This is a genomic window from Chryseobacterium sp. Leaf405 (assembly GCF_001425355.1).
Taxonomy (GTDB): Bacteria; Bacteroidota; Bacteroidia; order Flavobacteriales; family Weeksellaceae; genus Chryseobacterium.
Genome location: NZ_LMQN01000001.1, coordinates 522,450 through 546,830, shown reverse-complemented (window position 1 = coordinate 546,830; position 24,381 = coordinate 522,450). Strand labels below are relative to the sequence as shown.

General features: G+C 33.8%; 22 protein-coding genes. 9 read left to right on the top strand and 13 right to left on the bottom strand.

Annotation, left to right across the window (positions count from 1 at the left end):
- Positions 1–6: 6 nt before the first annotated feature.
- The 7 genes from ASG22_RS02455 to ASG22_RS02425 form a co-directional block, all read right to left on the bottom strand.
- Positions 7–444 carry a lipocalin family protein gene (locus ASG22_RS02455; RefSeq protein ID WP_055979976.1) on the bottom strand — a complete coding sequence of 146 codons (438 nt, stop codon included), beginning with the start codon at positions 442–444 and terminating at the stop codon, positions 7–9.
- Between the two features lie 139 nt (positions 445–583).
- Positions 584–1,237, bottom strand: a complete 654-nt coding sequence (locus ASG22_RS02450; protein WP_055979973.1) for a GDSL-type esterase/lipase family protein — start codon at positions 1,235–1,237, stop codon at positions 584–586.
- A 74-nt stretch (positions 1,238–1,311) separates the two neighbouring features.
- On the bottom strand, positions 1,312–1,776 hold the full coding sequence (locus ASG22_RS02445) for a lipocalin family protein (RefSeq protein WP_055979971.1): 465 nt from the start codon (positions 1,774–1,776) through the stop codon (positions 1,312–1,314).
- Positions 1,777–1,916: 140 nt separating this feature from the next.
- Positions 1,917–3,080, bottom strand: coding sequence for an iron-containing alcohol dehydrogenase (locus tag ASG22_RS02440; protein WP_055979968.1), 1,164 nt, complete (start codon positions 3,078–3,080; stop codon positions 1,917–1,919).
- Positions 3,081–3,290: 210 nt separating this feature from the next.
- Positions 3,291–3,881, bottom strand: coding sequence for a hypothetical protein (locus tag ASG22_RS02435; RefSeq protein ID WP_238586841.1), 591 nt, complete (start codon positions 3,879–3,881; stop codon positions 3,291–3,293).
- 34 nt (positions 3,882–3,915) lie between these two features.
- Complete coding sequence (locus ASG22_RS02430; protein WP_055979966.1) at positions 3,916–4,320, bottom strand: lipoprotein; 405 nt, start codon at positions 4,318–4,320, stop codon at positions 3,916–3,918.
- A gap of 148 nt (positions 4,321–4,468) precedes the next feature.
- Positions 4,469–5,041 carry a hypothetical protein gene (locus ASG22_RS02425; RefSeq protein WP_055979963.1) on the bottom strand — a complete coding sequence of 191 codons (573 nt, stop codon included), beginning with the start codon at positions 5,039–5,041 and terminating at the stop codon, positions 4,469–4,471.
- 132 nt (positions 5,042–5,173) lie between these two features.
- Here ASG22_RS02425 and ASG22_RS02420 point away from each other — a divergent pair, with 132 nt between their 5' ends.
- Together ASG22_RS02420 and ASG22_RS02415 are read left to right on the top strand one after the other, a co-directional pair.
- On the top strand, positions 5,174–7,708 hold the full coding sequence (locus tag ASG22_RS02420) for a phosphoenolpyruvate carboxylase (protein ID WP_055979960.1): 2,535 nt from the start codon (positions 5,174–5,176) through the stop codon (positions 7,706–7,708).
- A gap of 9 nt (positions 7,709–7,717) precedes the next feature.
- Positions 7,718–8,455, top strand: coding sequence for a hypothetical protein (locus ASG22_RS02415; RefSeq protein ID WP_238586840.1), 738 nt, complete (start codon positions 7,718–7,720; stop codon positions 8,453–8,455).
- A gap of 53 nt (positions 8,456–8,508) precedes the next feature.
- Here ASG22_RS02415 and ASG22_RS02410 read toward each other — a convergent pair whose 3' ends face one another.
- Complete coding sequence (locus tag ASG22_RS02410; protein WP_055979957.1) at positions 8,509–10,116, bottom strand: S8/S53 family peptidase; 1,608 nt, start codon at positions 10,114–10,116, stop codon at positions 8,509–8,511.
- Between the two features lie 86 nt (positions 10,117–10,202).
- Between ASG22_RS02410 and ASG22_RS02405 the strand changes: the two genes are divergently transcribed.
- The 4 genes from ASG22_RS02405 to ASG22_RS02390 all read left to right on the top strand — a co-directional run bounded on the left by ASG22_RS02405 (position 10,203) and on the right by ASG22_RS02390 (position 14,044).
- Positions 10,203–11,327, top strand: coding sequence for a DegT/DnrJ/EryC1/StrS family aminotransferase (locus ASG22_RS02405; protein WP_055979954.1), 1,125 nt, complete (start codon positions 10,203–10,205; stop codon positions 11,325–11,327).
- A 445-nt stretch (positions 11,328–11,772) separates the two neighbouring features.
- Entirely contained in the window at positions 11,773–12,795 is a 1,023-nt protein-coding gene (galE, locus tag ASG22_RS02400; protein ID WP_055979951.1) for a UDP-glucose 4-epimerase GalE, read from the top strand.
- 9 nt (positions 12,796–12,804) lie between these two features.
- Positions 12,805–13,572 carry a methyltransferase domain-containing protein gene (locus ASG22_RS02395; RefSeq protein ID WP_055979949.1) on the top strand — a complete coding sequence of 256 codons (768 nt, stop codon included), beginning with the start codon at positions 12,805–12,807 and terminating at the stop codon, positions 13,570–13,572.
- 19 nt (positions 13,573–13,591) lie between these two features.
- A complete protein-coding gene (locus ASG22_RS02390) occupies positions 13,592–14,044 on the top strand; it encodes an adenylyltransferase/cytidyltransferase family protein (protein ID WP_055979946.1) in 453 nt (150 codons plus the stop codon).
- Between the two features lie 47 nt (positions 14,045–14,091).
- Here ASG22_RS02390 and ASG22_RS02385 read toward each other — a convergent pair whose 3' ends face one another.
- From ASG22_RS02385 to pnuC, 5 genes are all read right to left on the bottom strand, one after another.
- A complete protein-coding gene (locus ASG22_RS02385) occupies positions 14,092–16,602 on the bottom strand; it encodes a TonB-dependent receptor domain-containing protein (protein ID WP_055979943.1) in 2,511 nt (836 codons plus the stop codon).
- Between the two features lie 168 nt (positions 16,603–16,770).
- Positions 16,771–17,796 (bottom strand): endolytic transglycosylase MltG, encoded by a 1,026-nt coding sequence (gene mltG / locus ASG22_RS02380; protein WP_055979940.1) that lies wholly within the window; start codon positions 17,794–17,796, stop codon positions 16,771–16,773.
- A gap of 26 nt (positions 17,797–17,822) precedes the next feature.
- Positions 17,823–18,590, bottom strand: coding sequence for a diaminopimelate epimerase (gene dapF, locus ASG22_RS02375; protein WP_055979936.1), 768 nt, complete (start codon positions 18,588–18,590; stop codon positions 17,823–17,825).
- Positions 18,591–18,683: 93 nt separating this feature from the next.
- The gene (locus ASG22_RS02370) at positions 18,684–19,340 is read right to left on the bottom strand and encodes a hypothetical protein (RefSeq protein WP_055979933.1); all 657 of its coding nucleotides are present in this window, start codon (positions 19,338–19,340) and stop codon (positions 18,684–18,686) included.
- Positions 19,337–20,014, bottom strand: a complete 678-nt coding sequence (gene pnuC, locus ASG22_RS02365; protein WP_055979931.1) for a nicotinamide riboside transporter PnuC — start codon at positions 20,012–20,014, stop codon at positions 19,337–19,339. Before pnuC ends, ASG22_RS02370 begins: the two co-directional genes overlap by 4 nt.
- Positions 20,015–20,179: 165 nt before the next feature.
- Here pnuC and ASG22_RS02360 point away from each other — a divergent pair, with 165 nt between their 5' ends.
- From ASG22_RS02360 to hemN, 3 genes are all read left to right on the top strand, one after another.
- The gene (locus tag ASG22_RS02360; RefSeq protein ID WP_055979928.1) at positions 20,180–21,808 is read left to right on the top strand and encodes an APC family permease; all 1,629 of its coding nucleotides are present in this window, start codon (positions 20,180–20,182) and stop codon (positions 21,806–21,808) included.
- A 53-nt stretch (positions 21,809–21,861) separates the two neighbouring features.
- Positions 21,862–22,878 carry a WD40/YVTN/BNR-like repeat-containing protein gene (locus ASG22_RS02355; RefSeq protein WP_055979924.1) on the top strand — a complete coding sequence of 339 codons (1,017 nt, stop codon included), beginning with the start codon at positions 21,862–21,864 and terminating at the stop codon, positions 22,876–22,878.
- A gap of 140 nt (positions 22,879–23,018) precedes the next feature.
- Positions 23,019–24,377 carry an oxygen-independent coproporphyrinogen III oxidase gene (gene hemN, locus ASG22_RS02350; protein WP_055979921.1) on the top strand — a complete coding sequence of 453 codons (1,359 nt, stop codon included), beginning with the start codon at positions 23,019–23,021 and terminating at the stop codon, positions 24,375–24,377.
- The last annotated feature ends 4 nt before the right edge of the window (positions 24,378–24,381 follow it).

Sequence of the window (24,381 nt, the reverse complement as noted above, 5' to 3'; positions counted from 1 at the left end):
AGCAATTTATCTCGCTAAAACCAAAACAATTTTATCTTCAATACTGTCACCGTTTTTATCATCATAATCGCCCACTAATTGAAACTCGTTCTGTGTATGGCTTATCACTTCATATTCGTCACCATCTATTGTGATTTTTTTATTTGAATAATCGTACGAATAAGACATGGTATCTTCTCCGCCATTACTGCATGTACCACTTACATTTTCATATGTATTGGATGTTAAAGTATTGTTAGCCTTGAAATTGAATGTGCTTTTTTTATAGCAAGTATCAAAATTATCGGTTGAAAGTACGTTTCCGTTGCTTCCGGAAATTACCTTTTCCATAGAAGGTTTCCAAACTCCAACAATTGTTGTTGAAATATTTTCTTCGCTATCATTACTGCTACATGATCCAAGAGCAATAGTAGAAGCTACTGCCAGAAATAAGATTTTTTTCATTGTTTAATTTAAAATTATTAATTTTCGCAAAGAAATGAAAATAAACAGAACACTCCAAATAAATTATATTATGTAAAGTTGCCAATAAAAAACTCCCGAAAAACGGGAGCTAATATTGGAATTATATTTTAAAACATAATCATTTCATATAAGGATTCATCACCGAAGTCCACAATTTATAACCTTCCGGTGTCATGTGCAGCATATCTTCCACAAAAAGATCTTTTCTGATGTTCCCATTGGAATCTTCCATCACTTTTGTAATGTCAATGAATTCTGAATGAGGCTGTTTTTTCATAAAAGCTGCAATCTTTTTATTCGCTTCTTTCATTTGAGGCCAAAGCTTTTCTCGACTCGGAGAATATTTTATGGAAATATAATCAACTTCGATATTCGGAAATTTTGTTCTTATCTTTTTATAAAAAATTTTAAATCTGTCGACCACAACATCTGCCTTTAATTGATCATTATCAGCGAAATCGTTTTCACCACAGTAGATAATAATTTGCTTAGGTTGATAATTTAAAAGATCATTGGCATAATAATTAAGATCAGTCAATCTTGATCCTCCAAACCCTCTGTTGATGATAGTTTTGGTTGGGAAATAATTAGCTACATCTGTCCATTTTGTAAAAGACGAACTTCCAATTAACAGAATAGCATCTTTTGTTGGCTTACTTTCCTGATCCAGTTGTTTGAAATTCTGAATGTCCTGCCAGAACATTGGCTTTTTTTCTTGTGAAAAGAAAAGGGTAAAAGTCAGCAATAATAATGCTGATAACATCTTCTTCATTGTTTTAATAATTTTAGTTAATATTAAAATTTCTTTTTCATAAAAAACTCCCGAATCTTTCGGGAGTTCTGTATTTATCTTTTATAAGAAATATATTCTACATCCGGAACCAGATCACCATCCTGATCGATATTGCCAAACATCTGCTTAATTCTCATTTCAGAGCTGGTAAGTATTACGATCTTGTATGGTCTTGGGCTATCATTTGTATAGTTGATTACTAGATCCTTAGTTTCGCTATTATACGTATAGGTCCCTTCACTAGAGCCGTTTACCTGACAGTCGGCACCCACTCCTGCATAAGAAGTATAAGAAGTATAATAATCTGTTCTGAAAAATATATTGTCTTTTGTAGAACAACCGGTAGGAACACTTGTCTGGATTACTGTTTTATCATCTTTTCCGGATATTACTTCTGTTTTACTAATTTTCCACTCGCCTTTCATCATGTCCATTTCGTAAGCCTGGATATCATCATCATCTTTACAAGAAGTTAGCGCTAATGCGGAAAAGGCAAGTAGAAGTAATTGTTTTTTCATTTTCACAAATTTTAGAATATGCTAAAATATAAATAAATTTGAAATATCCGTAATGAAATTTAGGTTTTTTAAACAAATGTTTGTAGAAAAAATAATTTAGAATACGTATAAGTACTAATTTCTATCACCTAAAAGCTGTTTTAATAACTCATTTCTACAATTTTATAAGCATCCTTCGGAGTCAGTTTTTTATATTCTCCTAAACCAAGCCAATTTCTTTCTGTGAAAGCTTTTTCAACTCTTTCAGCCGTGCCACTAAAGTCTTCTGTATATTCTGAAAGTCTGGTTTGAATATGCAGACTGTGAAAAAATTCTTCCAGTTTTTTAATTCCTAATTCTGCTTTTTCTTCAACAGTTCCGTCTTTGATTCCCCAAACTCTTTCTGCATATTGCGCTAATTTTCCTTTTTTATCTTCAAAATTATAACGGTAATGAGATGGTGCAATAATCGCTAAGGTTCTTGCATGATCAATACCAAAATAAGCCGTTAATTCGTGTCCCATCGCATGAACAGCCCAATCTGTGATTACTCCCTTTTGAATTAACCCATTCAGTGCCATTGTACAACACCACATAAAGTTTCCTGCGGCATCATAATTAAACTCGTCTGCCAATACTTTTGGAGCTGTTTCCTGTAAGCTGATTAGGATGCTTTCAGCAATTCTTTCCTGCAAATCTGCCGAAGATGGTGCTGTCATATACTGTTCTAAAACATGGGTATAAGCATCTGTCAGACCATTAATAATCTGTCTTGGCGGGATTGATCTTACCACTTCAGGATCTAATACAGAAAACTGAGGGAAAAGTCCGGGACCGCCCGTCGACAATTTTTCATTGGTTTCTCTTCGTGAAATTACGTATCCTGAATTCATTTCAGAACCCGTTGCCGGTAGCGTCAAAACTGTTCCGAAAGGCATTCCTTCTCCTTCAAATGTTCTTACAGGTTTGGTCAGGATTTCCCAAGGTTCACCATTATAATTTGCTGCTGCAGAAAGGAATTTTGTTCCGTCGATGACAGACCCGCCACCCACGGCTAAAAGGAAAGTGATATTTTTTTCTTTAATAAAGCTTAAAGCATTAATTAAAACTTCATATTCCGGATTAGCAGGAACACCACCGAATTCATGAACTTCATGATCTTTTAAAGCTTCTTTTACCTGATCGTAAACCCCGTTGTTTTTGATGCTTCCGCCACCGTAGATAATTAAAACTTTAGAATCTTTAGGGATTTCGTTTGAAATTTTTGCGATTTCACCTTTCCCGAAAAGTATTTTTGTTGGATTTTTAAACTCGAAATTAAGCATTGTTCTTAAATTTATTTTAAACCAAATGTACGCAATGCATCACAGAAATTGAGTTAAGAAAGTTTTAAAATTATGATGATTGTATTTAGTTTAAACTATTGAAATTTGATTTATTTATCAATAAAGAATATGCAGACTGTCATTAAGAACGAAACAAAAATATAGGTTTTTTTAGTTATAATTAAAGATAGGATGAAACTTTTACTTTAATCAATGGCAATCTTTACTTTTTACATAAACTCCATTGCTTTTACTTTCCAGTTTTCCATTTTTTCTGTTAATCTTAATCAGGAAAGATTCTTTTGTTTCAGGACAATTTTTTGTTTTTGACAGATATAATGAAACGAATTTGTCATCGATTTTATATGAATTCCCAATGTTGTCTGATGAATCAACGGTAAAACCATACGTTTTGGCAATTAAAATGGCTTCAGAAAGATTATCAATGGTAGAAATAAAATCCCTTAACTGTTGTTTGCTGGTAAAATATTTAGGTTGGTTATTCTGGCAGGCAATTAAGTAGGTAAAACAACCATTCGGTTCACATTCGTCGAAAAAACCTTGTCCGTTGAAAGGAATATCGTAAATTCCAATATTCAAAGGAGATTGACTTTCATAGATCGGATCTTTGGTATCTTTTCGCTGAACCGACCAATATTCGTATTGAGTTTCCGGTTGAATGAAAGGGTAGAGCATATCGGCATTATCTAATATTTCCGGGATTTTTTTGAAATCATTAGGAATAGTTTTCTGACTGAAAACCAAACCTGAGAATAATAAAATCGGAAATAATAATTTCATTCTGATGTTTTTGCAAAGGTAAGAAAGTGAAAATTTATTGCAATACAATTTTATAGTACCCTTTTTCGTCAGTAACGTCGATACCAACTCCTGTGAATGTTAATTTATTGATTTGAAAACCATCACAACCGCCTTTAAATTCTGATGAGTGTATTGCAAAACTTAAATTCTTCACATTAGAATAAAATTTATAATTTTTCACACCATTATAAGCGCCCACATTTTCTAAAATAACCAGATCATCAGATGTTCTGGTTAACTGTACAGCAACATTATTTTCGTCCTGAATTGAGTATGTCGTAAGTGTCCCGTTTGTGATCAGGTTTTCATCATTAGAATCCACAAATTCAAAAGCAATAGGCTGCGGAGCATTATAGCAATCTTTACCACAGGCAGTAAGAATAAAAGTTAATATAAAAAAGAAGAATATTTTTTTCATTGGATATTGATTGGTGTAAGATGTAAAATTAATCAATAAAATTTTGGATTCAAAATTATAATAAGCCTGAATTATTATGACGAGCTCTAAATATTTTTAGAATTTGTGCAAGTTGAGAATCTGTAATATCAAAATCATCAATTTTGATTTATACTTTTTCGTCGTTGTGAAAAAAGTATAAATAGTTAACTTCGGGTTTGTAGTCATGTCTAGTTTCACGACTTACAAGACGTTTCACAATAATTTTTTCAAGCTGAATTTCGTTCCACAAATATGTTGAATTATTCTTTATTTGTATTCCTTGTATGTTGATAGAAATTATAATTTGTGATATTTTTTTTATTTCTGAAATTATTTTAAAAATAAAATAAACGGTAAATCCCAGAAGTATAATTAATACTAATATTGCTATTACATTTAATTTGAACTTAAGACCTAAAAGAAAAAATAGTCCCAAAATCACAAAAATACTGTAAGTTGCGATAGCAATAATTCTGCCCGAACGAGAATATTTAACAATAACCTCATCGGGAACTGAATTTTCATCGTATTCAATTTTTTCATTTTTGTGAATAGAATATTCTTTGTGAATAAAAACACCATTAATAAAAGCACCAATGAAGAAGATAATTGACAGAGGAATGAAATATTGTAATAAATAAACACCTGTTAATAAGGACAAAATTCCTAAGATTGAATAGAAAATAATTCCGAATTTCATTTATGATTAAAGTTTCTGCGAAGATACATTTTAAACTTTAGCTTATTTTTATTTTGTAAAATATTTAGAGAATTAGTTATTTTTAAAATTAAAACCTAATTAATTCAAAACAAAATCCCCTACATTTGTTATATGAGACACGACCAGCGCGCAGAAAAATTCAGGCAGATTGTGGAAAATAAGTTCCAGATCTATAATTCATTATTTATGAGCCTGCCTTATGATAAAATGACGAATATCGGAATGTTGCTTCCGTTTCTTTATGAAGAAAGCAAGATTGGCTACGAAGCAGGAAAAACCCCCGAAGAAATCGTTGAAGAATTCTTTAAAAATCACACCGATTTACAGACCGAAGAGCAAAAAACGGAACTGCTTTTTAAAATCATACAATATATTGAAAGACAGGTGGTTTTGTTTGACAGTATCGAAGATGCTGCCTTTCCGAATCTTCATTCTGAAAGTGATAACGGAACGGTAACCAATATGTATGAACGTTCTCTCGAGGTTCATAAACTGAAAAAGATTCGTAAAAAACTGCAGGATTTTAGTGTGAAAATTGTTTTTACAGCTCACCCGACACAGTTTTATCCGAATTCAGTTCAGAGAATTCTCCACGATCTTAGAAATGCCATCACAACAGATTCTGTTACGAATATCGATATGCTGTTGCAGCAATTAGGGAAAACGCCATTCGTCAATAAAGAAAAACCAACTCCAATTGATGAAGCCTTGAGTATCATCTACTATTTGAGATATGTATATTATGATTCTATCGGAGAACTTTTTACTAAAATTAAGTCAACTTTCGGGAGCGAGCATTTTCATCTGCACGAAGATTTGATTCAGTTAGGATTCTGGCCGGGTGGCGACAGAGACGGAAATCCTTTTGTGACCGCAGATGTTACTAAAAGAGTAGCGGAAGAATTACGTTCTGCCATTTTGAAAGCGTATTACAATAATCTTAAATCTGTCAGAAGAAGATTGAGCTTCAGAGGAGTTTCAGAGGTTTTAGGCATATTAAGTTCTGAATTATACACTGCGATTTTCAGAAATGAAAAAATTGAAGCCGGAGATATTATAAAAAGGTTAGACGAGGCTGAAGAAATTTTGGTTACCCAACATAATTCGCTTTTTGTAAATCTTTTGCATGATTTCAGAGATCGTGTGAAAATTTTTGGGACTCATTTTGCAACGTTGGATGTTCGTCAGGACAGCAGAATTCATCAGCAGGTGATTGATGAAGTTTTTACTAAAGTTTTTGGTACCAAGGAAGCGAGTTACGAAGATAAATTTAATCAGTTAATTCAAATCTCAGAAAAAGTGAATGCTGATGATTTTGAAGACATTGTAAAAGATACATTGTTGACAGTTTCTCAGGTTTCAGAAATTCAGGAACTGAACGGATCGAGAGGTATGAACCGTTATATTATTTCCAATTCCGATGCGGTAAAAGATGTGATGAATGTATATGCATTTTTCAAAGTTTGTGGATATCAGGACGAAGAAATAAATATGGATATTGTTCCGCTTTTTGAAACGATGGAAGGTCTTGCCAACGCAGAAAGTGTGATGAAGGAATTATACCAAAACCCGATTTACCAAAAACATTTGCAGAAAAGAGGAAATCAGCAGACGATTATGTTAGGTTTCTCAGACGGAACGAAAGACGGCGGTTATTTGAAAGCCAACTGGGAAATTTACAAAGCAAAAGAAGTTTTAACTCAGCTTTCCGAACAAAACGGAATTAAAGTCGTATTCTTCGACGGTAGAGGAGGTCCGCCGGCAAGGGGTGGTGGAAAAACCCACGATTTCTACGCTTCACAAGGAAAAACAATCGCCAATAATAAAATTGAATTAACGATTCAGGGACAGACGATTACCAGTATTTTTGGGAATAAAGAACAGGCAAAATATAACTTTGAACAACTTTTAACCGCAGGAGTTGAGAATGATGTTTTCAAAAATGCAAAGAAAGAATTAACAGAGAAAGAAAGAGCTTTAATTATAAAATTGGCGGATATTAGTTATCAGAAATATTCAGATTTGAAAGCACATCCAATGTTTGTTCCTTATCTTCAGGAAATGAGTACATTGGAATATTACGGAAAAACCAATATCGGAAGCCGTCCGTCCAAAAGAGGTGGTGGAAATGAACTTAAATTTGAAGATTTGAGAGCGATTCCGTTTGTGGGTTCTTGGGCGCAGTTGAAGCAGAATGTTCCCGGATTTTTCGGTTTCGGTTTTGCCATGCAGAAAATGAAAGAGCAGGGAAGGTTTGAAGAAGTAAGAGAATTATATAAAGGTTCGGACTTCTTTAAAACATTGGTGTTAAACTCAATGATGAGTATGAACAAAACATATTTCCCTTTAACCTACTATATTAAAAATAATCCGAAATTCGGTGCTTTCTGGAATGTTTTGTTCGACGAATATTCCTTATCTAAAGAAATTATGCTGGAACTGACTGGATTTAAAATGCTTCAACAGGAAGATCCGTTATCAAGAAAATCCGTGAAAATTCGTGAAAAAATTGTATTGCCGTTGTTAAGTATTCAGCAATATGCATTAATGAAATTGCAAAAAGGAGAAGGCAATAAAGAAGCCTACGAAAAATTGGTGACACGTTCTCTGTTTGGAAATATTAATGCGAGCAGGAACTCGGCGTAAATAATATGTATGAGAAATTTGTTGTATTTCTTAATTCTGTTACTTTCTGTCGGCTGTAAAGATTCAAAGAAGGATCAACTGCCTCCGGCTGCGAAAAATGAAACTTTATCCGTAGAAAAAGCAATAGAAGATCATATTGAAATAGGAAGTAAGAAAAAGCCAGCTGATTTTTTACCAAAAGAGTATATACTGTTTGAAGAAGTGTACGGAGATTTGAATAATGATGGACTGAAAGACTGTATTTTAATCATCAAAGCAACCGATAAAGAGAATATAATCGTAGATGAAAACCGTGGAAAATTAGACCGCAACCGCAGAGGGATTATTGTTCTTCTTAAAACTAAAAATGATAATTATAGATTAATAGTTGAAAATGACAACTGTTTTTCCTCAGAAAATGAAGAAGGTGGGGTGTATTATGCTCCTGAATTAATGGTTTATGCAGAAAAAGGTAATCTTTTTGTACATTATGCTCACGGAAGATATGGCTACTGGAAATATACTTTTAGGCTGAAAGGTGCAGATTTTCAATTAATTGGTTACGATGCAAGTGACAATCATGGTCCTGTGGTGAATAATGAAACAAGTATTAATTATTTGACAGGAAAAAAGCAGTATAAAGAAAATACAAATCCGAATGCTGATAGCGGTGAAGAAGTTTTTGAAGAATCATGGAGTAAAATTCCTGCTCAGAAACCGATTATGCTGTCGGAGATTAAGGATTTTGATGAATTTGAGGCTTATTAATTAAGGTGTAAAATAAAAAAAGAGCTGTTTAAATTTTAAACAGCTCTTTTTTATTATTCTTTTATAAATTTCTCGTAGTAAATTTTATCTTTAGTCTGAATTTTCAAATAGTAAACTCCTTTTGCAAAGTCTTCAACTTTCACAGATTTCTGATTGTTGATTTTAGTAATCAGTCTGCCTAAATTATCATAGATTTCCAAAGAATGAACTTCTGCTTCGGTAGCAATATTTAGAATGTTTTTAACAGGATTCGGGAAAATTGCCAGTTTTTTATTTTTAACCAATTCAGAAGTATTTAAAACTGAATTGTAAAGACTTCCGAAATTTAAAATTCCATAACCCATTTGATCTGTGTGATTAGGATAAAGAGAAGCAGTCTGTCTTAGTTTATCTCTCATCAAATCTCTGTTCATGGAAGAAAAAGCCTGAATCAGACAGGCAACTCCACCCGCAGCAACAGGTGTTGCAATGGATGTTCCGCTTACGGTTGTCGTAGAATTATTATTTACTGTAGTCGTTGCTGTTCCTCTGGCGCTTGCGTCTGGCTTGATAACTCCCAGAGAATTAGGACCGAAAGATGAAAAGCCTGATGAAACTCCCGCAGCATCTACAGATCCTATCGTAAATACTTTCGCATTATCAGCCGGAGTTAAAATATAATGCCAAGGTAACGCTCCTGAATTTCCTGCTGCAAACAAAACAAAAATTCCTTTGTTGACTGCGATTTCTGCCGCTCTTGAGATAAACGAAGTGCTTCCGTTCATATTGGCGTATGTATAATTATATTTTGGATCATCAAAAGTAGCGTAACCTAAAGATGTGGTAATAAGATCAACCCCTTTTCTGTCAGCTTCTTCCGCAGCTTCAATCCAGTATAATTCCTCTTCCGGAATTTCTATAGTCGCATTTTCACTTCTGTAAAGATAAAAATCGGCATCAGGCGCAGAACCTACAAAAGTATCCTGAATATAACCGCCGATGGCTCCTAACACTACCGATCCGTGATTATTTAAAGAAGTATTATAGATATCAGCACTTTTTGTTACAAAATCATAACCGCCTTTAATATGACCGTTTGTAAGTAATCTTGAGTAAGCAGAACCTGTATTCACATTCGGAAAACCGGTATCGATTACCGCAATAGTAACGCCTGTTCCGGTGTAACCTGCTAAGTGAAGCGGACGAAGATTAATCTGATCAATCTGATCAGAGCCAGAGCCATAATCAAAAACTGTCAGGTTCTTATTGGTAGCATCTGTTTGATTTTCCCACTTATTTTTATGACCAAATTTGGGAACAGTTGATGAATTTCTAGCAAAACTTTCCACAGATTGTACATAGGTCTGAGCCTGAAGCGTTGTAATTTGAGCCGGAGTGGCATTTACAGCTACACCATTCAGCCATTTGGAATAATCAGTCACCGTAAATCCTAAACTTTGAATATTCTGAATATAAGTGGGTTCAATCGGAGCATCTTGATCATTTAATGAAACCCCCAATGAAGTACGTCTGTCAAGGGATTTCTGAGTTAGTTCAGACAACGGATTTGCATAAAAAGCAGCCTTGTTCGGTTTGTCATTAAAATAAACAAAAACAAGTGAAGTTTGCCCGAGAACAGAAGAATAACCTGCTAAGACACAAAAGAGTAAAAGTTTTTTCATGTATTTATTTTGTATAAAGATAAAACAAAATCAATAAAATTTTTGAAAGGATTTTAAATTCCTTATTTTTACAGAAATATTTGTTTATGAAAAAAATTCAGATGGTTGACTTACAAAGTCAGTATTACAAGATAAAGAATGATGTAGATAATGCAGTTTTAAATGTAATGGATTCGGCAGCTTTTATCAACGGACCTGAAGTAAAGTCTTTCCAGAATGAATTGGAAACTTATCTGGATGTAAAACACGTTATTCCTTGTGCTAACGGGACAGATGCGTTGCAGATTGCTTTAATGGGATTGGATTTACAGGAAGGAGATGAGATAATTACGGCAGATTTTACGTTTGCGGCAACTGTGGAAGTAATTCATTTATTGAAACTTAAATCAGTTTTGGTGGATGTTGATTATGATACTTTTACCATTTCAACAGAGGCGATTAAAAAATCAATTACTCCAAAAACAAAAGCGATTATTCCAGTACATATTTTCGGACAGTGTGCCAATATGGAAGAAATCTTAAAGATTGCTGAAGAACATAATTTATACGTCATCGAAGATAATGCTCAGGCAATCGGTTCTGAATTTACTTTTTCTGATGGGATGGTTAGACAGGCAGGAACCATGTCTACGGTAGGAACTACTTCTTTTTTTCCATCTAAAAACTTAGGTTGCTACGGTGACGGTGGAGCGATTTTCACGAATAATGATGAGTTGGCTCACCGTTTAAGAGGAATTGTAAACCACGGAATGTATGAAAGATATTATCATGATGAGGTTGGAGTAAACTCAAGATTAGACAGTATTCAGGCTGCAATTTTAAGAAAAAAACTTCCGAATCTTGATTCTTATAACGATGCGAGAAGAAGAGCCGCAGATTATTACGATGAAGCTTTTGCTGAGAACGAAAATATTCTAACGCCGAAAAGAGCGGAATATTCAAGTCACGTTTTTCACCAATATACACTAAGAATTCTTAACGGCAAACGTAACGAATTACAGAAATTTTTAACGGAAAAAGAAATTCCGGCAATGATTTATTACCCTGTAGCATTGAGAAAGCAAAAAGCATATTATCAGGAAAGTAACGATGCAGATTTTGTAAATACAGATAAGTTGTTGGATCAGGTAATTTCTCTTCCGATGCACACGGAATTGGATGATGAGCAGTTGAAGTATATTACGGATGCTGTGTTGGAATTTATGAGCTAAAGATATGCTTCACGATGAAAGAATATTAAAGAATAAGTTTACTTATTTTTTTACAATAATATTTATTCTATGTTGGATGATATTTTATATATGCCATGTATTTAATATTTTATTAAGAGGTTATCGAATCGAAGAGGCTTATGCTGCATTTGAAATACCTATTTATATATTGTATTTTACAATATTGCCATTATTAATTACTGCTTTTGTATGTATTTTTAAAGAATCTAGAAATATGTTTAAGTACTTAAATGTTTCTTTGTTTTTGGTATGGTAAATATGGAAAAAATCCAGATTTAGGATTATACATCAGGTCTTTTCTATTTGTAAGCATATTATTTGTTGTTGGACCAGCAATATTTATAAATTATTGTAAACATCATCCAACAAAAAACGAAATAGATTCAATAGGAACACATAATGATTAAAAAATATAATTAAAAAAATGGCAATACTCGTAACGGGAGGCTTAGGATATATTGGTTCTCACACAGTTGTTGAGCTGATTAATAACGGCTTTGAAGTGATAATCGTTGATGATTTATCAAATTCAGAGAAATTTATTTTATATAATATTGAGGAAATTACAGGAAAAAGGCCCATTTTTTATCCTTTTGATCTTCGGAGAAAAGAATTATTGACGCAGGTTTTCGATGCGCACCAGATTGAGGGATGTATCAATTTTGCAGCTTCAAAGGCCGTGGGCGAAAGTCAGCTGAAACCGGTTGATTATTATGAAAATAACTTGTTTTCGTTAATCAATATTTTGCAGGAATTCAAAGAAAGGGGAATTTCTAATTTTATTTTCAGTTCTTCTTGCACGGTTTACGGTCAGGCTGAAACGATGCCGATTGATGAAAATACACCATTAAAAATGCCTGAAAGCGTTTATGGAAAGACAAAACAAATGGGCGAAGAAATCTTAATTGATTTTGCAAAAGCATATCACCGAAAAATTTCGTTGTTACGATATTTTAATCCAATTGGAGCACATTCTTCAGCATTAATTGGCGAATTACCAATCGGAGTTCCCAATAATCTGGTTCCTTATGTAATGCAGACTGCTGCAGGCATACGTGAAAAATTGAGTATTTGGGGTGATGATTATCCTACGGAAGACGGAACGGCGGTTCGTGATTATATTTATGTTGTAGATCTTGCTAAAGCTCACGTTAAGGCATTACAGAAACTCATAAATGATAATTCTGATGAGGCTTTAATTGATATTTTCAACCTTGGAACAGGGAATGGTTCATCTGTTTTGGAAGTGGTAAAAGCTTTTGAAATTGCCAATAAGGTGGAAGTTCCTTATCAAATTTGTGAAAGAAGGGAAGGTGATATTACTGTTGCGTATGCGAACGTAGATAAAGCTGAAAAAGAACTCAACTGGAAGTCTGAAACTTCATTGGAAGAAGCTTTGCGAACAGTTTGGCAATGGCAGAAATATTTAGAATCAAAAAACTCTTAAAAAATAAATATGGCTTGGAATCCTGAAGTTTATGACGAGTTTAAAAACGAACGTTCAGCGCCTTTTGTTGATCTGCTGAATTTGGTTGAATCGAAAGATAATCTTTCTGTAATCGATTTAGGTTGCGGAACAGGTGAATTGACATCAAAATTGCTTGATTATTTACAGGATTCTAAAGTTACCGGAATTGATTCTTCTGCAGAAATGCTTGAGAAGGCTAATCATTTTGAAACCAGCCGACTGAAATTTATTCAGCGAAGCATTGAAGATCAATTGAATATAAATGATACTTTTGATCTTATTATTTCCAATGCGGCAATTCAATGGTGTAATAATCATAAAGAATTGTTTCCGGGAATCATCAGTAAAATTAATAAAGGCGGACAATTGGCAGTTCAGATTCCGTCTAATCATGAATTTATCGTTCATCAGTTACTGAGAAAAGTGGCTGAAACCGAGCCTTACAAATCAGCTTACAATTCCTGGACAAGAGAATATACGGTATTAAAAATTGAAGATTATGCTCAAATATTATTTGATAATAAAGGAAGCGAAATCACGGTTTTTGAAAAAGTATATCCTCACGTAATGCAGGATGCAGAAGCTATTTTTACATGGGCTTCAGGAACCGCAATGATTCCTTACATAGAAAAGCTTACAGATGAAGATCTGAAAGAAAAATTTAAAGAAGACTACAAAAAAGAATTGAAAAATACTTTCCCCGAATCTCCTGTATTTTACCCTTTTAAAAGAACATTTATTTCGGCGAAATTTTAAACTAAAAAAGAATTTATTTATGAAAACACAAAGAATAGGTATTACGTTTTCCTCATTCGATTTGCTTCATGCGGGACACATTAAGATGCTTGAAGAGGCTAAAACAGTTTGCGATTATCTTATCGTAGGTTTGCAGATCGATCCGTCTCATGACCGTCCGACTAAAAATAAACCGACTCAGACTATCGTAGAAAGATATATTCAGCTAAAAGCGGTAAACGCAGTAGACGAGATTATTCCTTACTATACGGAAGAAGATCTTCAGGATATTTTAAAGTCTTTCGTAATTGATGTAAGAATCATCGGTGATGACTATCTTGACAGAGATTTCACAGGAAAAAAATACTGTGAGGAAAAAGGAATCGAAATTTTTTATAACAAAAGAGACCACAGATTTTCCTCCAGCGATTTGAGAAAAAGAATCTATGAAGCGGAAATGGCAAAACTAGAAAAAGCCGAAACAGTAAAATAAAAAAATCCCGAAAGTAATTTCGGGATTTTTGTTTGTATGTTATAAAATTACATCGGACCTTGTTGGTCGTCGCCTGTAGCATTAGAATTAACATCTTTCTTTCTCTTCGGCTGCTCTATTTTTTCACCCTGTTTGAATCTGTAAGTGAAGGATAAAGCAAACTGTCTAGGCTGCCATTGCATATAAGATTCTCTATCGAAATCAGCTGTTTTTGTAACGCTTCTCATTGCTCTGGTATTGAAAATATCCTGAATGTTGAAACTTACTGTTCCGTTACCATTCAGCACTGTTTTTGAAGCCCCAAAGTTGATAGAATACAAATCCTTTCTATCTTGATTTTGAGATTTCTGCGCTCCTCTGTAATTTCCCTGAAATTGGAAACTAAACGTTTTATCAACTTTAAAAGTTGTCGTTAATCTTGCTCTTGTAGAGAAACCAGAACCTTCAAAAGATAACGGTTTGTCAACTACATTAGGATCAGAAAAAATTCCTGTCGTTTTATATCCGAATAAATCAACATTTCCTAATAATTTTAACCATTTTGTAGCATCCCAATTAAAGTTTAAGTCTAAACCATACCGATCATCTGTTCCTAAATTGATTGGCTTTGTATGAAAAGCTCCATCATCAGCGGCAAAAACCAACATTTTTACATCATCTGTAGAATGTCTGAAATATAGAGTAGGATTAATCGTAAATTTATTTTTCGAAATACTATAGCCGAATTCATAAGAATCTACATAGGAAGGATTCAGATCAATATTTCCATCAAAAATGTTTTGGTTATCATTATAACTTGGATTTGGAATTAAAAAGAAAGATCTAGGACGATCAATTCTTCTTGAATAATTAACCAAGAACTGATTGTCTTTGGCAATTTCGTAACTTAAGAAAACACTTGGAAATAAGTTATTATAATTCTTAGATTTATCAATAATTGGCGATAGCGGATTTAAGTTTTGGTATTTTATTTCTACCTGAGAATTTTCGTTCCTCAAACCTAATTGATAACCCAATTTACCGATTTTACTTTTAAACTGAACATAACCTGCATTAAATGTCTCTTTATAAAGAGCATCATACGTAAAGTCAGGCAAGAAGAAAAAAGCATTGACAATAGGAGTTTTCTGTGAAACATCATTACTATAGGTATTCTGATTGATGTCTAATCTATAACCAGCTTCCAACTTAGAATTTTCACCGATAGGAAGTTCGTAATCAGCCTTTCCGATTAAAGTTTTATTAACCGTATTTTGATCAATAATATTTTGTAGCGTGAAAATGTTGTTATCTGTCTGTAAAACATCTGTATCGTTATACGATCTGCTTCTTTGCAAACTTAATGATAATGATAAATTCTGTCCTTTATCATCAAATTTATGATCTAAACCAAAATCTCCCTGAAAGGCAAGATTGTTATTAGAACCGGTACTTTTTCTTAGTGTAAAAGGGGTACTTCCGTTTAATAAAAGATAATTATAATCAACGGTTCCATCATTTTGGCTATCAAAAGTTCTTACTGTTCCGGATGCATTGATTGATGTTTTATCAGAAAAATCATATACGAAACCTGTCGAAGCATTATAGTTATCGTTTTTACTTTTCGTAATAGATTCTTGGTCTGCTTTTAATCGGTCTGTAAGATTTACGGCATTAAAGTAAGTAGCATTATTTCTCTGGGTATTTTTAGATTCTCTATAGCCACCGCCACCGTTTAAAAACCATGTAAGATTTCCTTTTCTCCAGTTAAGATTAGCATTTAAGTTCGTTTGAGGTAAATATCCTAATGTACCTGTTACACTTCCATTAAATCCTGTCTTTTTGCTTTTCTTTAAAATAATATTTAAAATACCTGCAGTTCCGCTTGCTTCGAATTTCGAAGAAGGGTTGGTAATTACTTCAATTTTTTCGATCTGATCGGCAGGAATACTTTGCAAAGCATTAGCACCATCATCAATTCCAAGAAGAGCAGAAGGTTTTCCGTTAATCAAGAATCTCACATTGGAACTTCCTCTCATAGAAACAGTCCCGTCAGTATCCACAGAAACAGAAGGTACGTTAGAAAGTACATCCTGAAGATTTCCTCCTCTGCTTACAATATCCTGAGAAGGGTCGTATGTTCTTTTATCTAATTCTACTTTATAAGGTTTGGTAGCTTGTGCAGTAATGACAACTCCCTGAATGTCTCCTGTTTTGATATTGGTAGCGCTTACTTCAGGCTCGATGGATAGGGCTCCGATGTTTCCTGCTGCAGTAATTTGCTTATTAATAACACTTTTCTTGTAATCAATTGCTTCTATGATGATATCATAGTTTCCTGGAGTAAGTTCAAGCTTGTATTGTCCTTTTTCGTCGGTTAGCGTTGCATCGCTGAGCAGTTTATTCGCTTTATTACTGAAGGTAACAGAAGCATAAGGAACCGGTTGATTACTTTTATTTACAATAGTTCCTGTTGTTCCCACTTTATCCTGGGCAAAAGCAAAAGCTGCTGCCGAAAGTACAAAAGTAAGCCCCAAGGTTTTTTTTGTAAAAATGTTAATGATTTCCGTCTGATTCATAAGGTATTTTTTTGTGTAAAATCGTGAAAGATTTTGCTTAATATTACGAATGTGTTAATTGATTATGCTCGTATTATTAAGATTAAGTTTATTATTTATAAGGTATATGTCGCTCTGTGAAGCTAAATGTTAATTATTATATTGTTAAAATAAAGTTAAATTTACTTTCTATTTTATATTTTTAGAATTAAGCCAGTCCTGATAGGCTTTTGCATTGATTGCATGTTGCTCTGCACTCGCTGTGAATTTATGATATCCGAATCTTGCAGGATCGGCACACATAAAAATATAGTCATTTTTTTCAGCATTCAAAACAGCATCAACCGAGTTTTTATCTACGATACAAATCGGTCCCGGAGGAATCCCTTTATTTGCATAAGTATTGTATGGAGACATAGTTTTCAGGTGTTTGTAAAAAACCCTTTTGATTTGTTCCTTAAAGTTGGTTTGTTTATTAATAGCATAAATCACCGTCGGGTCAGATTGTAATTTCATATTTTTTCTGTAACGGTTAAGATATAATCCTGCAATGGTTCTCATTTCATCTTTTTTGCCCCCCGATTCTTTATACACAATAGATGCCAAAGCATAAATCTGATCTCGCGTTAAACCCGATTGTTGTTCCTGTGCTTTTCTTTCGCTGTTCCAGAATTCATTATACTGATCGTCGAATTTTTTGAAAAATTCTTTCGGAGTTACGGTCCAGAAAAAATTATAGGTATCAATAAAAAAATATTTCTTTAAATCCTCAGCGTTGCTGTAACCTTTTTCTTCAGCAATTGCGTTAAGATCTTGTACAAATTGTAAAGAATCGAGTTCTGTTTTTTTTGTGACTTTGCCCACCATTTGATACATATCTCCAAAATCACCGATTCTGAAACTGTTCTCGCTTTGATTTCCTGCTTTAATCATATTCACCAAATTGGAGTTTCCCAATCCTTTCTGAAAATGATAACGACCTGCTTTGAAAGATTTTTCTAAATCTTTTTCTTTAGCAACAGCTTCGAAAGATTCTTTATCGTCAACATATTTTGCCGCAGAATCAAGGATTTGTTTAAAATTCGCATTGTGAGGAATCAAAACATATCCGTCTTTTTCAATATTGTTTCCGTAATATTTATTATAAAATTTAAATCCAAAAAATCCGCCTACTACAAATACAAGCAGGATGATTATGAGAATAGCTTTTTTCATTGAATGTCGATTAAAAGTTTTTGTTTTTAAATAAGATCAATTTTCCCTTTAAAAACCTGTTTTGCGGGACCTTCCAACCAAATGTTCTGGAAAGAATTTCCGCTTTTTTCAGCATATACTTTAAGATTTCCGCCTAAAGTCTTAACTTTTACGGAGATTAGATTGTTATTTTCAAGAAAAGTTAAAGCTGAAGCTGTAACTCCTGTTCCGCAACTGTAAGTTTCATCTTCAACGCCTCGTTCATAGGTTCTTACGAAAATTTCATCGTTCGTAATTTTCTCAACAAAGTTGACGTTGATGCCTTTTTCTTTATAATTTTCAGAATTTCTGATGCCGTTTCCTTCTGCAAAAACATTGTAATTTACCAAATCATCCACATATTTTACATAATGTGGTGAACCGGTATTCATTACTGTATCTTCACCGTCGTTAGAAATGGTATTTACATCAGACATTTTCAATTTTACGATGCCGTTGTGAATTTCGGCAACGTGTTCTCCATCAATTGCAGTGAATTTACAGTTGCCTTCAAAAATATCAAGGAAAAAAGCGAAAGCAACCGAGCAGCGGGCACCGTTTCCACAGAAACTCTTAGAGCCGTCGGAATTATAATAATCAACTTCAAAATCATAACCATCTGCCGAATTAATTTTAATTAATCCGTCTGCACCAATACCGAAACGTCGGTCACACAATTTTTGAATATTTTCGATTGAAAGATCATCCCATTCCCCGGAACGATTGTCCAGCATGACAAAGTCATTTCCTGTACCCTGATATTTATAAAATTCCATATTGTTTTTGTGTAAAAATGAACGTGCAAAATTACTACAATTAAAACAAAAAACGAACAGTGTTAGCTGCCCGTTCTCTTATTTATAATCGTTTTATCTAAATCCACCTCCGCTTCTAGTTGGGGTACTTTGCTGAGGAGTGGAATTTTGCGGTGTGCTTGTTCCTGAATTATTTCTGAAACCGCCACTGTTGGAATTATTGTTTGTATTGGTATTGCTGTTTGTTGAATTATTTCTGAAACCTCTGTTAGAGTTGGTATTAGAATTAGTAGAATTATTATTTCTAAAACCTCCGCTATTGCTGTTTTGATTTCTTACAGGCGCTGCACCCTGATTATTCTGATTCCTAAAACTTCCACTATTCGAATTACTATTGTTTCTGTAATTACCATTTGTTCCGTCGTTCACACCACCTCTAAAACCGTTATTGGGTCTTGCAGAAACTGTTCCGTTAGAATTTGTTCCGCTGTTCGATCTTCTATCAATGTAAACTTTTCTTCTCGAATTATTATAGTTTTGATAATAATAAGGCATACCACTATCATAGTAATAATTGTAATTATTTCTGTAATAATATCCGTCGTTACCCCAATATCCGCCATCCCCGTAATATCCCTGTGGGGCATAATAATTTCCGTTATCATAATATGGATCTCCGTATCCGCTTGCATATCCGTCTGAATAGGCTACACAAGAGGTTAAACTAGCTATTGTGAAAATGCTGAATGCTATTTTTAATAAATTTTTCATGACTTTATTGTACTTTTTTTGTTAAAACTTTTTTTCCAATTGACGTATCCAATGATCGCCATTATAGTAAATACCAAATATTGAACCGAAGTGATTCCGAGCTCTTTATAAATCATCATCGGCATGCAGATAAAGTCTCCTACTATCCAGAAAATCCAGTTTTCTATGCGTCTTTTCGCCATAAACCACATTCCGACTAAGAATATGGAGGTAGTAATCACGTCGAGCCAATTTCCCCAATCCAGATGATACAATCCGAGCGTTGTGCCTTCCATCGAAAAATGATTATCAATATAAGGTTTGTAATAATAGATTACGGTTACTAAGATTAAACTAAAAGCAAAAAGTAAAATTCCATAGAGCCATTCTTTTTTTGAAGCCCAGGTTACTTCGACATGAATGTTGTCTTTAGAGTTTTTGCCCCACAAGATCCATCCGTAAATGCTCATCACCGTGTAATAAACATTAATAAGACAATCTCCCAACAATCCGAAGTTGAAAAGAATATAAACATAAAGTAAAGTAGAAATAATTCCCGTAGGATATACCCATATATTTTTTTTAATAGAAAAATAAACACTCAGAATTCCGAAAACTGAAGCGGTGGCTTCCATGAGAATCTGTGTCATAGTGTAGCTTTCGTAGGGTTTTACGAAAAGATCGTATACATTCATGACGTCAAAAATAAACAAAAAATAAGAGTTCTGAAAATGGTTTAACCAATATGAAAATCAGATTTTTAAGTTTTAATATTTAAAATTAATGTTTAAAGTTTATCAATAAACGTTAATGTTTCTAAATTTTTTATATTTTCGTAAATCTTTAATAAATAATAAAATATGTCTAAAATCTGGACCAAAAAACCGATGAGTGCTTTCGAAAATGATATGAAAAGCAGTCAGCTCAAAAGAGTACTCGGTAAATGGAGTCTTACAGCTATCGGAATCGGAGCTATTATCGGTGGTGGAATTTTTGTACTTACAGGTACAGGAGCATACTATCATGCAGGACCCGCATTAGCACTTTCTTTCGTTATTGCCGGAATTGCGTGTGTATTTGCAGCATTATGTTACTCAGAATTTGCATCTATTTTGCCTGTAGAAGGTTCGGCTTATGCTTATGCATACGGAACTGTAGGTGAAATCTTTGCATGGATCATCGGTTGGGGTCTTATCCTCGAATATGCGATGGGTTCTATGACGGTGGCGGTTTCCTGGTCAGGTTATTTTAATAAATTGCTGAAAATGTTCGGTCTTCATCTTCCTACATGGTTAACGACTGATCCCGGAACAGGAAGAGGTGCGTTTATAGAAGCTACAAAAGCGATAAAAGAAAGTAATTTAAGCACTGAAAAGTTTAATCAGCTTCAAGAGATTATTACTAGCTATAATTCAGCACCTGAATTATTTGGTTATAAATTGATGCTAAATCTTCCTGCTTTTCTAATTGTATTATTTGTAATTTCTATTTTGATCAAAGGAACAAAAGAAGCAGCAAAAGCGAATAACATGATTGTAATTATGAAGGTTTCTGCAGTTTTATTTGTTATTATTGCTGGTGTTTTCTTTATTAATACAGATAACTGGAGTCCTTTTATTCCTGCTGTAACAAAGGTTATGGAAGGTGATAATATTAAAGAAGCATACGGAATTCAAGGAATTATTTCAGGTGCTGCAGCAATTTTCTTTGCTTATGTAGGTTTCGATGCGGTTTCTACACAGGCAGGGGAAGCTATCAATCCTAAGAAAGATGTTCCTTTTGCGATTATCGTTTCACTTTTGGTATGTACAGTTCTTTATATCTTAGTTTCTCTGGTACTTACAGGGATGATGCATTATACAGACTTTAATCCTCAGGGGAAATTTCCTGATGCCATTAAAGCTCCTGTAGCCTATGCATTTGAAATTGCAGGGCAAGGTTGGGCTGGTTACATCATTACGATTGCAGCGACAGTAGGTTTGATTTCTGTATTAATGGTTATGATAATGGGACAGTCAAGAATTTTCTTAGGAATGTCTAAAGACGGTTTAATTCCTAAAATGTTCAGCGATGTTCATCCGGTAAGAAAAACTCCGGCAAAAAGCTTAATGCTTTTAGGGATTATTATTGCAACGGTTGCATCATTAACGCCGATTAGTAAATTAGCGGATATGACAAGTTTCGGAACTTTGTTTGCTTTTACAATGGTGTGTGTAGCAGTATGGATCCTAAGAAAAAAAGAACCAAATATGCCGAGAACATTTAAAGTTCCTGCTTTACCTGTTATTGCAACGTTAGGAATCTGTATCAATCTTTATCTGATCTGGAACTTAAGCCATGAAGCAAAATACCTTTCATTAGCGTGGCTTGCTTTAGGAGTAGTTATTTATTTCGGCTACAGTCTTAGAAACAGTAAACTTCATAAAGTCGGTTATGGCGAAACGTTCAAAGCAGAACAGGAGCCTTTAGAAAAACATGATTTAGATTAAAAAATATCAACTTAAAATCCACAGAATTCTGTGGATTTTTTATTTTTGTGAGTATGAAAAAGATTTTACCCTTTTTATTGATATTCTTAGGAATTTCTACATTTTCTCAACAGATCGAAAGTTTCGAAACGATTTTAAATGATAAAATAAGCATCCGAGCTTTAGAAATCTATGACAACAAAGTCTGGTACAGCGGAACCGATTCTAAATTTGGTTTTGTTGATTTAAAAGATTCTAAAAATCAAAAACAGATTAAATTATCTGATGAAAAACTACAGTTTAGGACACTGGCACAGGATCAGGATTCTTTTTACACGGTAAATATTGAAAGTCCAGCTTATTTTTTTACAATTGATAAAAAAACTTTAAAATATCAAAATAAGTTTTCGGATGTGAGTAAAGCAGCGTTTTATGATGCATTTCATTTTGTAAATAATAAATTGGCTTTTGCATTTAGTGATACTGATGATAATAGATTGAAATTAATAATGTACAAAAATGGAGAATGGAGCTTTTTTTCAAATAATGTAAAATTGAATCAGGGCGAAGCCGCTTTTGCTGCAAGTAATACAAATATTGCTTCAACAAAAAAAAATGTTTGGATTGCAACAGGAGGAAAAGCTTCAAGAATTTTAAGGTTGAATTTAAGCAGTGGAAAAATTGAAGTTTTCAACACTCCGATTATTCAGGGAGAATCTTCTCAGGGAATGTATTCTATAGATTTTCTGGATGATAAATTCGGAATTGCAGTCGGTGGAGATTACACAAAACAAGAGGCAAACATCAATAATATTGCAACGACCAACGACGGTGGTGAAACATGGCAGATTCAGGCTTCCGGAAAAAATGCAGGATATACGACTTGTGTTAAAATTAAACCAAATTCTAAAGGAAAAGAAATAATTTCTGTTGGCGATCAACACATCAGTTATTCCTCAGACTTTGGAAAAACGTGGAAAAAAATTTCTGATGAAAAAGGATTTTTTGTCTGCGAATGGGTTGATGGAAATACAATTGTCTTTGCAGGAAAGGATAAAATCTCCGTGATGAAGCTGAAATCTGCTAATTAAATTAAATAAAAGTATTTAGACTCATTATAAATTTCGAAAAAAGAGACTAATATATTTCATAGTTCAAAATTCATCAGATATATTTAATTTTGCATAATGAATTTCCATTTGGAAGTTCATGTTAAAATTTTACATTTACAATGAATTCTTTAATAGATAAATATAATATTCCGGGACCAAGATATACATCTTATCCTACAGTTCCTTATTGGGACGAAAATTCTTTCTCTCCGGAACAGTGGAAACAAAGTGTAATCAGAACTTTTAAGGAAACGAATGCAGAAGAAGGAATTTCTATTTATATTCACCTGCCTTTCTGCGAGGCTTTATGTACGTTTTGTGCGTGCCATAAGCGTATTACAAAACAGCACAGCGTTGAAATTCCATATCTTGAAAGTGTATTGAAAGAATGGTACCTATACCTGAAGCTTTTCAATGAAAAACCAAAACTGAAGGAACTTCATTTAGGTGGAGGAACTCCGACTTTTTTCTCTCCTAAGAATTTAAAAACTTTATTGGAAGGAATTTTCGAAACGGTTGATATTGCAGAACATCAGGAATTTTCTTTCGAAGGTCATCCAAATAATACAACGAGAGAACATCTTACCACTTTGTATGATCTTGGCTTCAGAAGAGTGAGTTTTGGAGTACAGGATTATGATCCGAAAGTTCAGAAAGCCATCAACAGAATTCAGCCTTTTGAGAAGGTGAAGGAAGTGACGGAATGGGCTAAGGAAATTGGTTATAGAGGAATAAGTCATGATTTGGTTTTCGGACTTCCGCACCAGACCTGGGAAGCCATGGAAAATACCATCCGCAAAACAATGGAATTAAAGCCTGATCGTCTGGCATTTTATTCTTACGCACACGTTCCGTGGGTAAAAGGGGTTGGACAAAGAGGTTTTGATGAAAATGATTTACCGAGCGGTGAAGAAAAGCGCCGTTTATACGAGGATGGTAAAAAACTGCTGGAAGAATTAGGCTATATCGAAGTTGGAATGGATCATTTTTCTTTGGAACATGATGACTTGTACCAATCTTTAATTCAAAAAAAGCTTCACAGAAATTTCATGGGTTACACTTCAAGCAAAACCCAGCTGATGGTTGGTTTGGGGATGTCTGCCATTTCAGATTCCTGGTATGCTTTTGCACAAAATGTAAAAACGGTGGAGGAGTATCAAAAAGCAGTTGAAGAAGGTGAAATTCCTGTTGTAAAAGGGCATATTCTGAATGAAGAAGATCTTACGGTAAGAAGACATATTTTGAATTTAATGTGTCAGCTTGAAACAACTTTCGATGTTAATAATTCTTTCCCTGAATTAGAAAATGCCTTTGAAATGTTAAAGGAAATGGAAAAAGATGAATTGGTTGAAATTAATGATCATCATATTCAGATAACAGAAAAAGGGAGAGCATTTACAAGAAATGTAGCAATGGTTTTTGATCTTAGAATGATGAGGAACAAACCGGAAACGAGAATTTTCTCAATGACAATCTAAATAG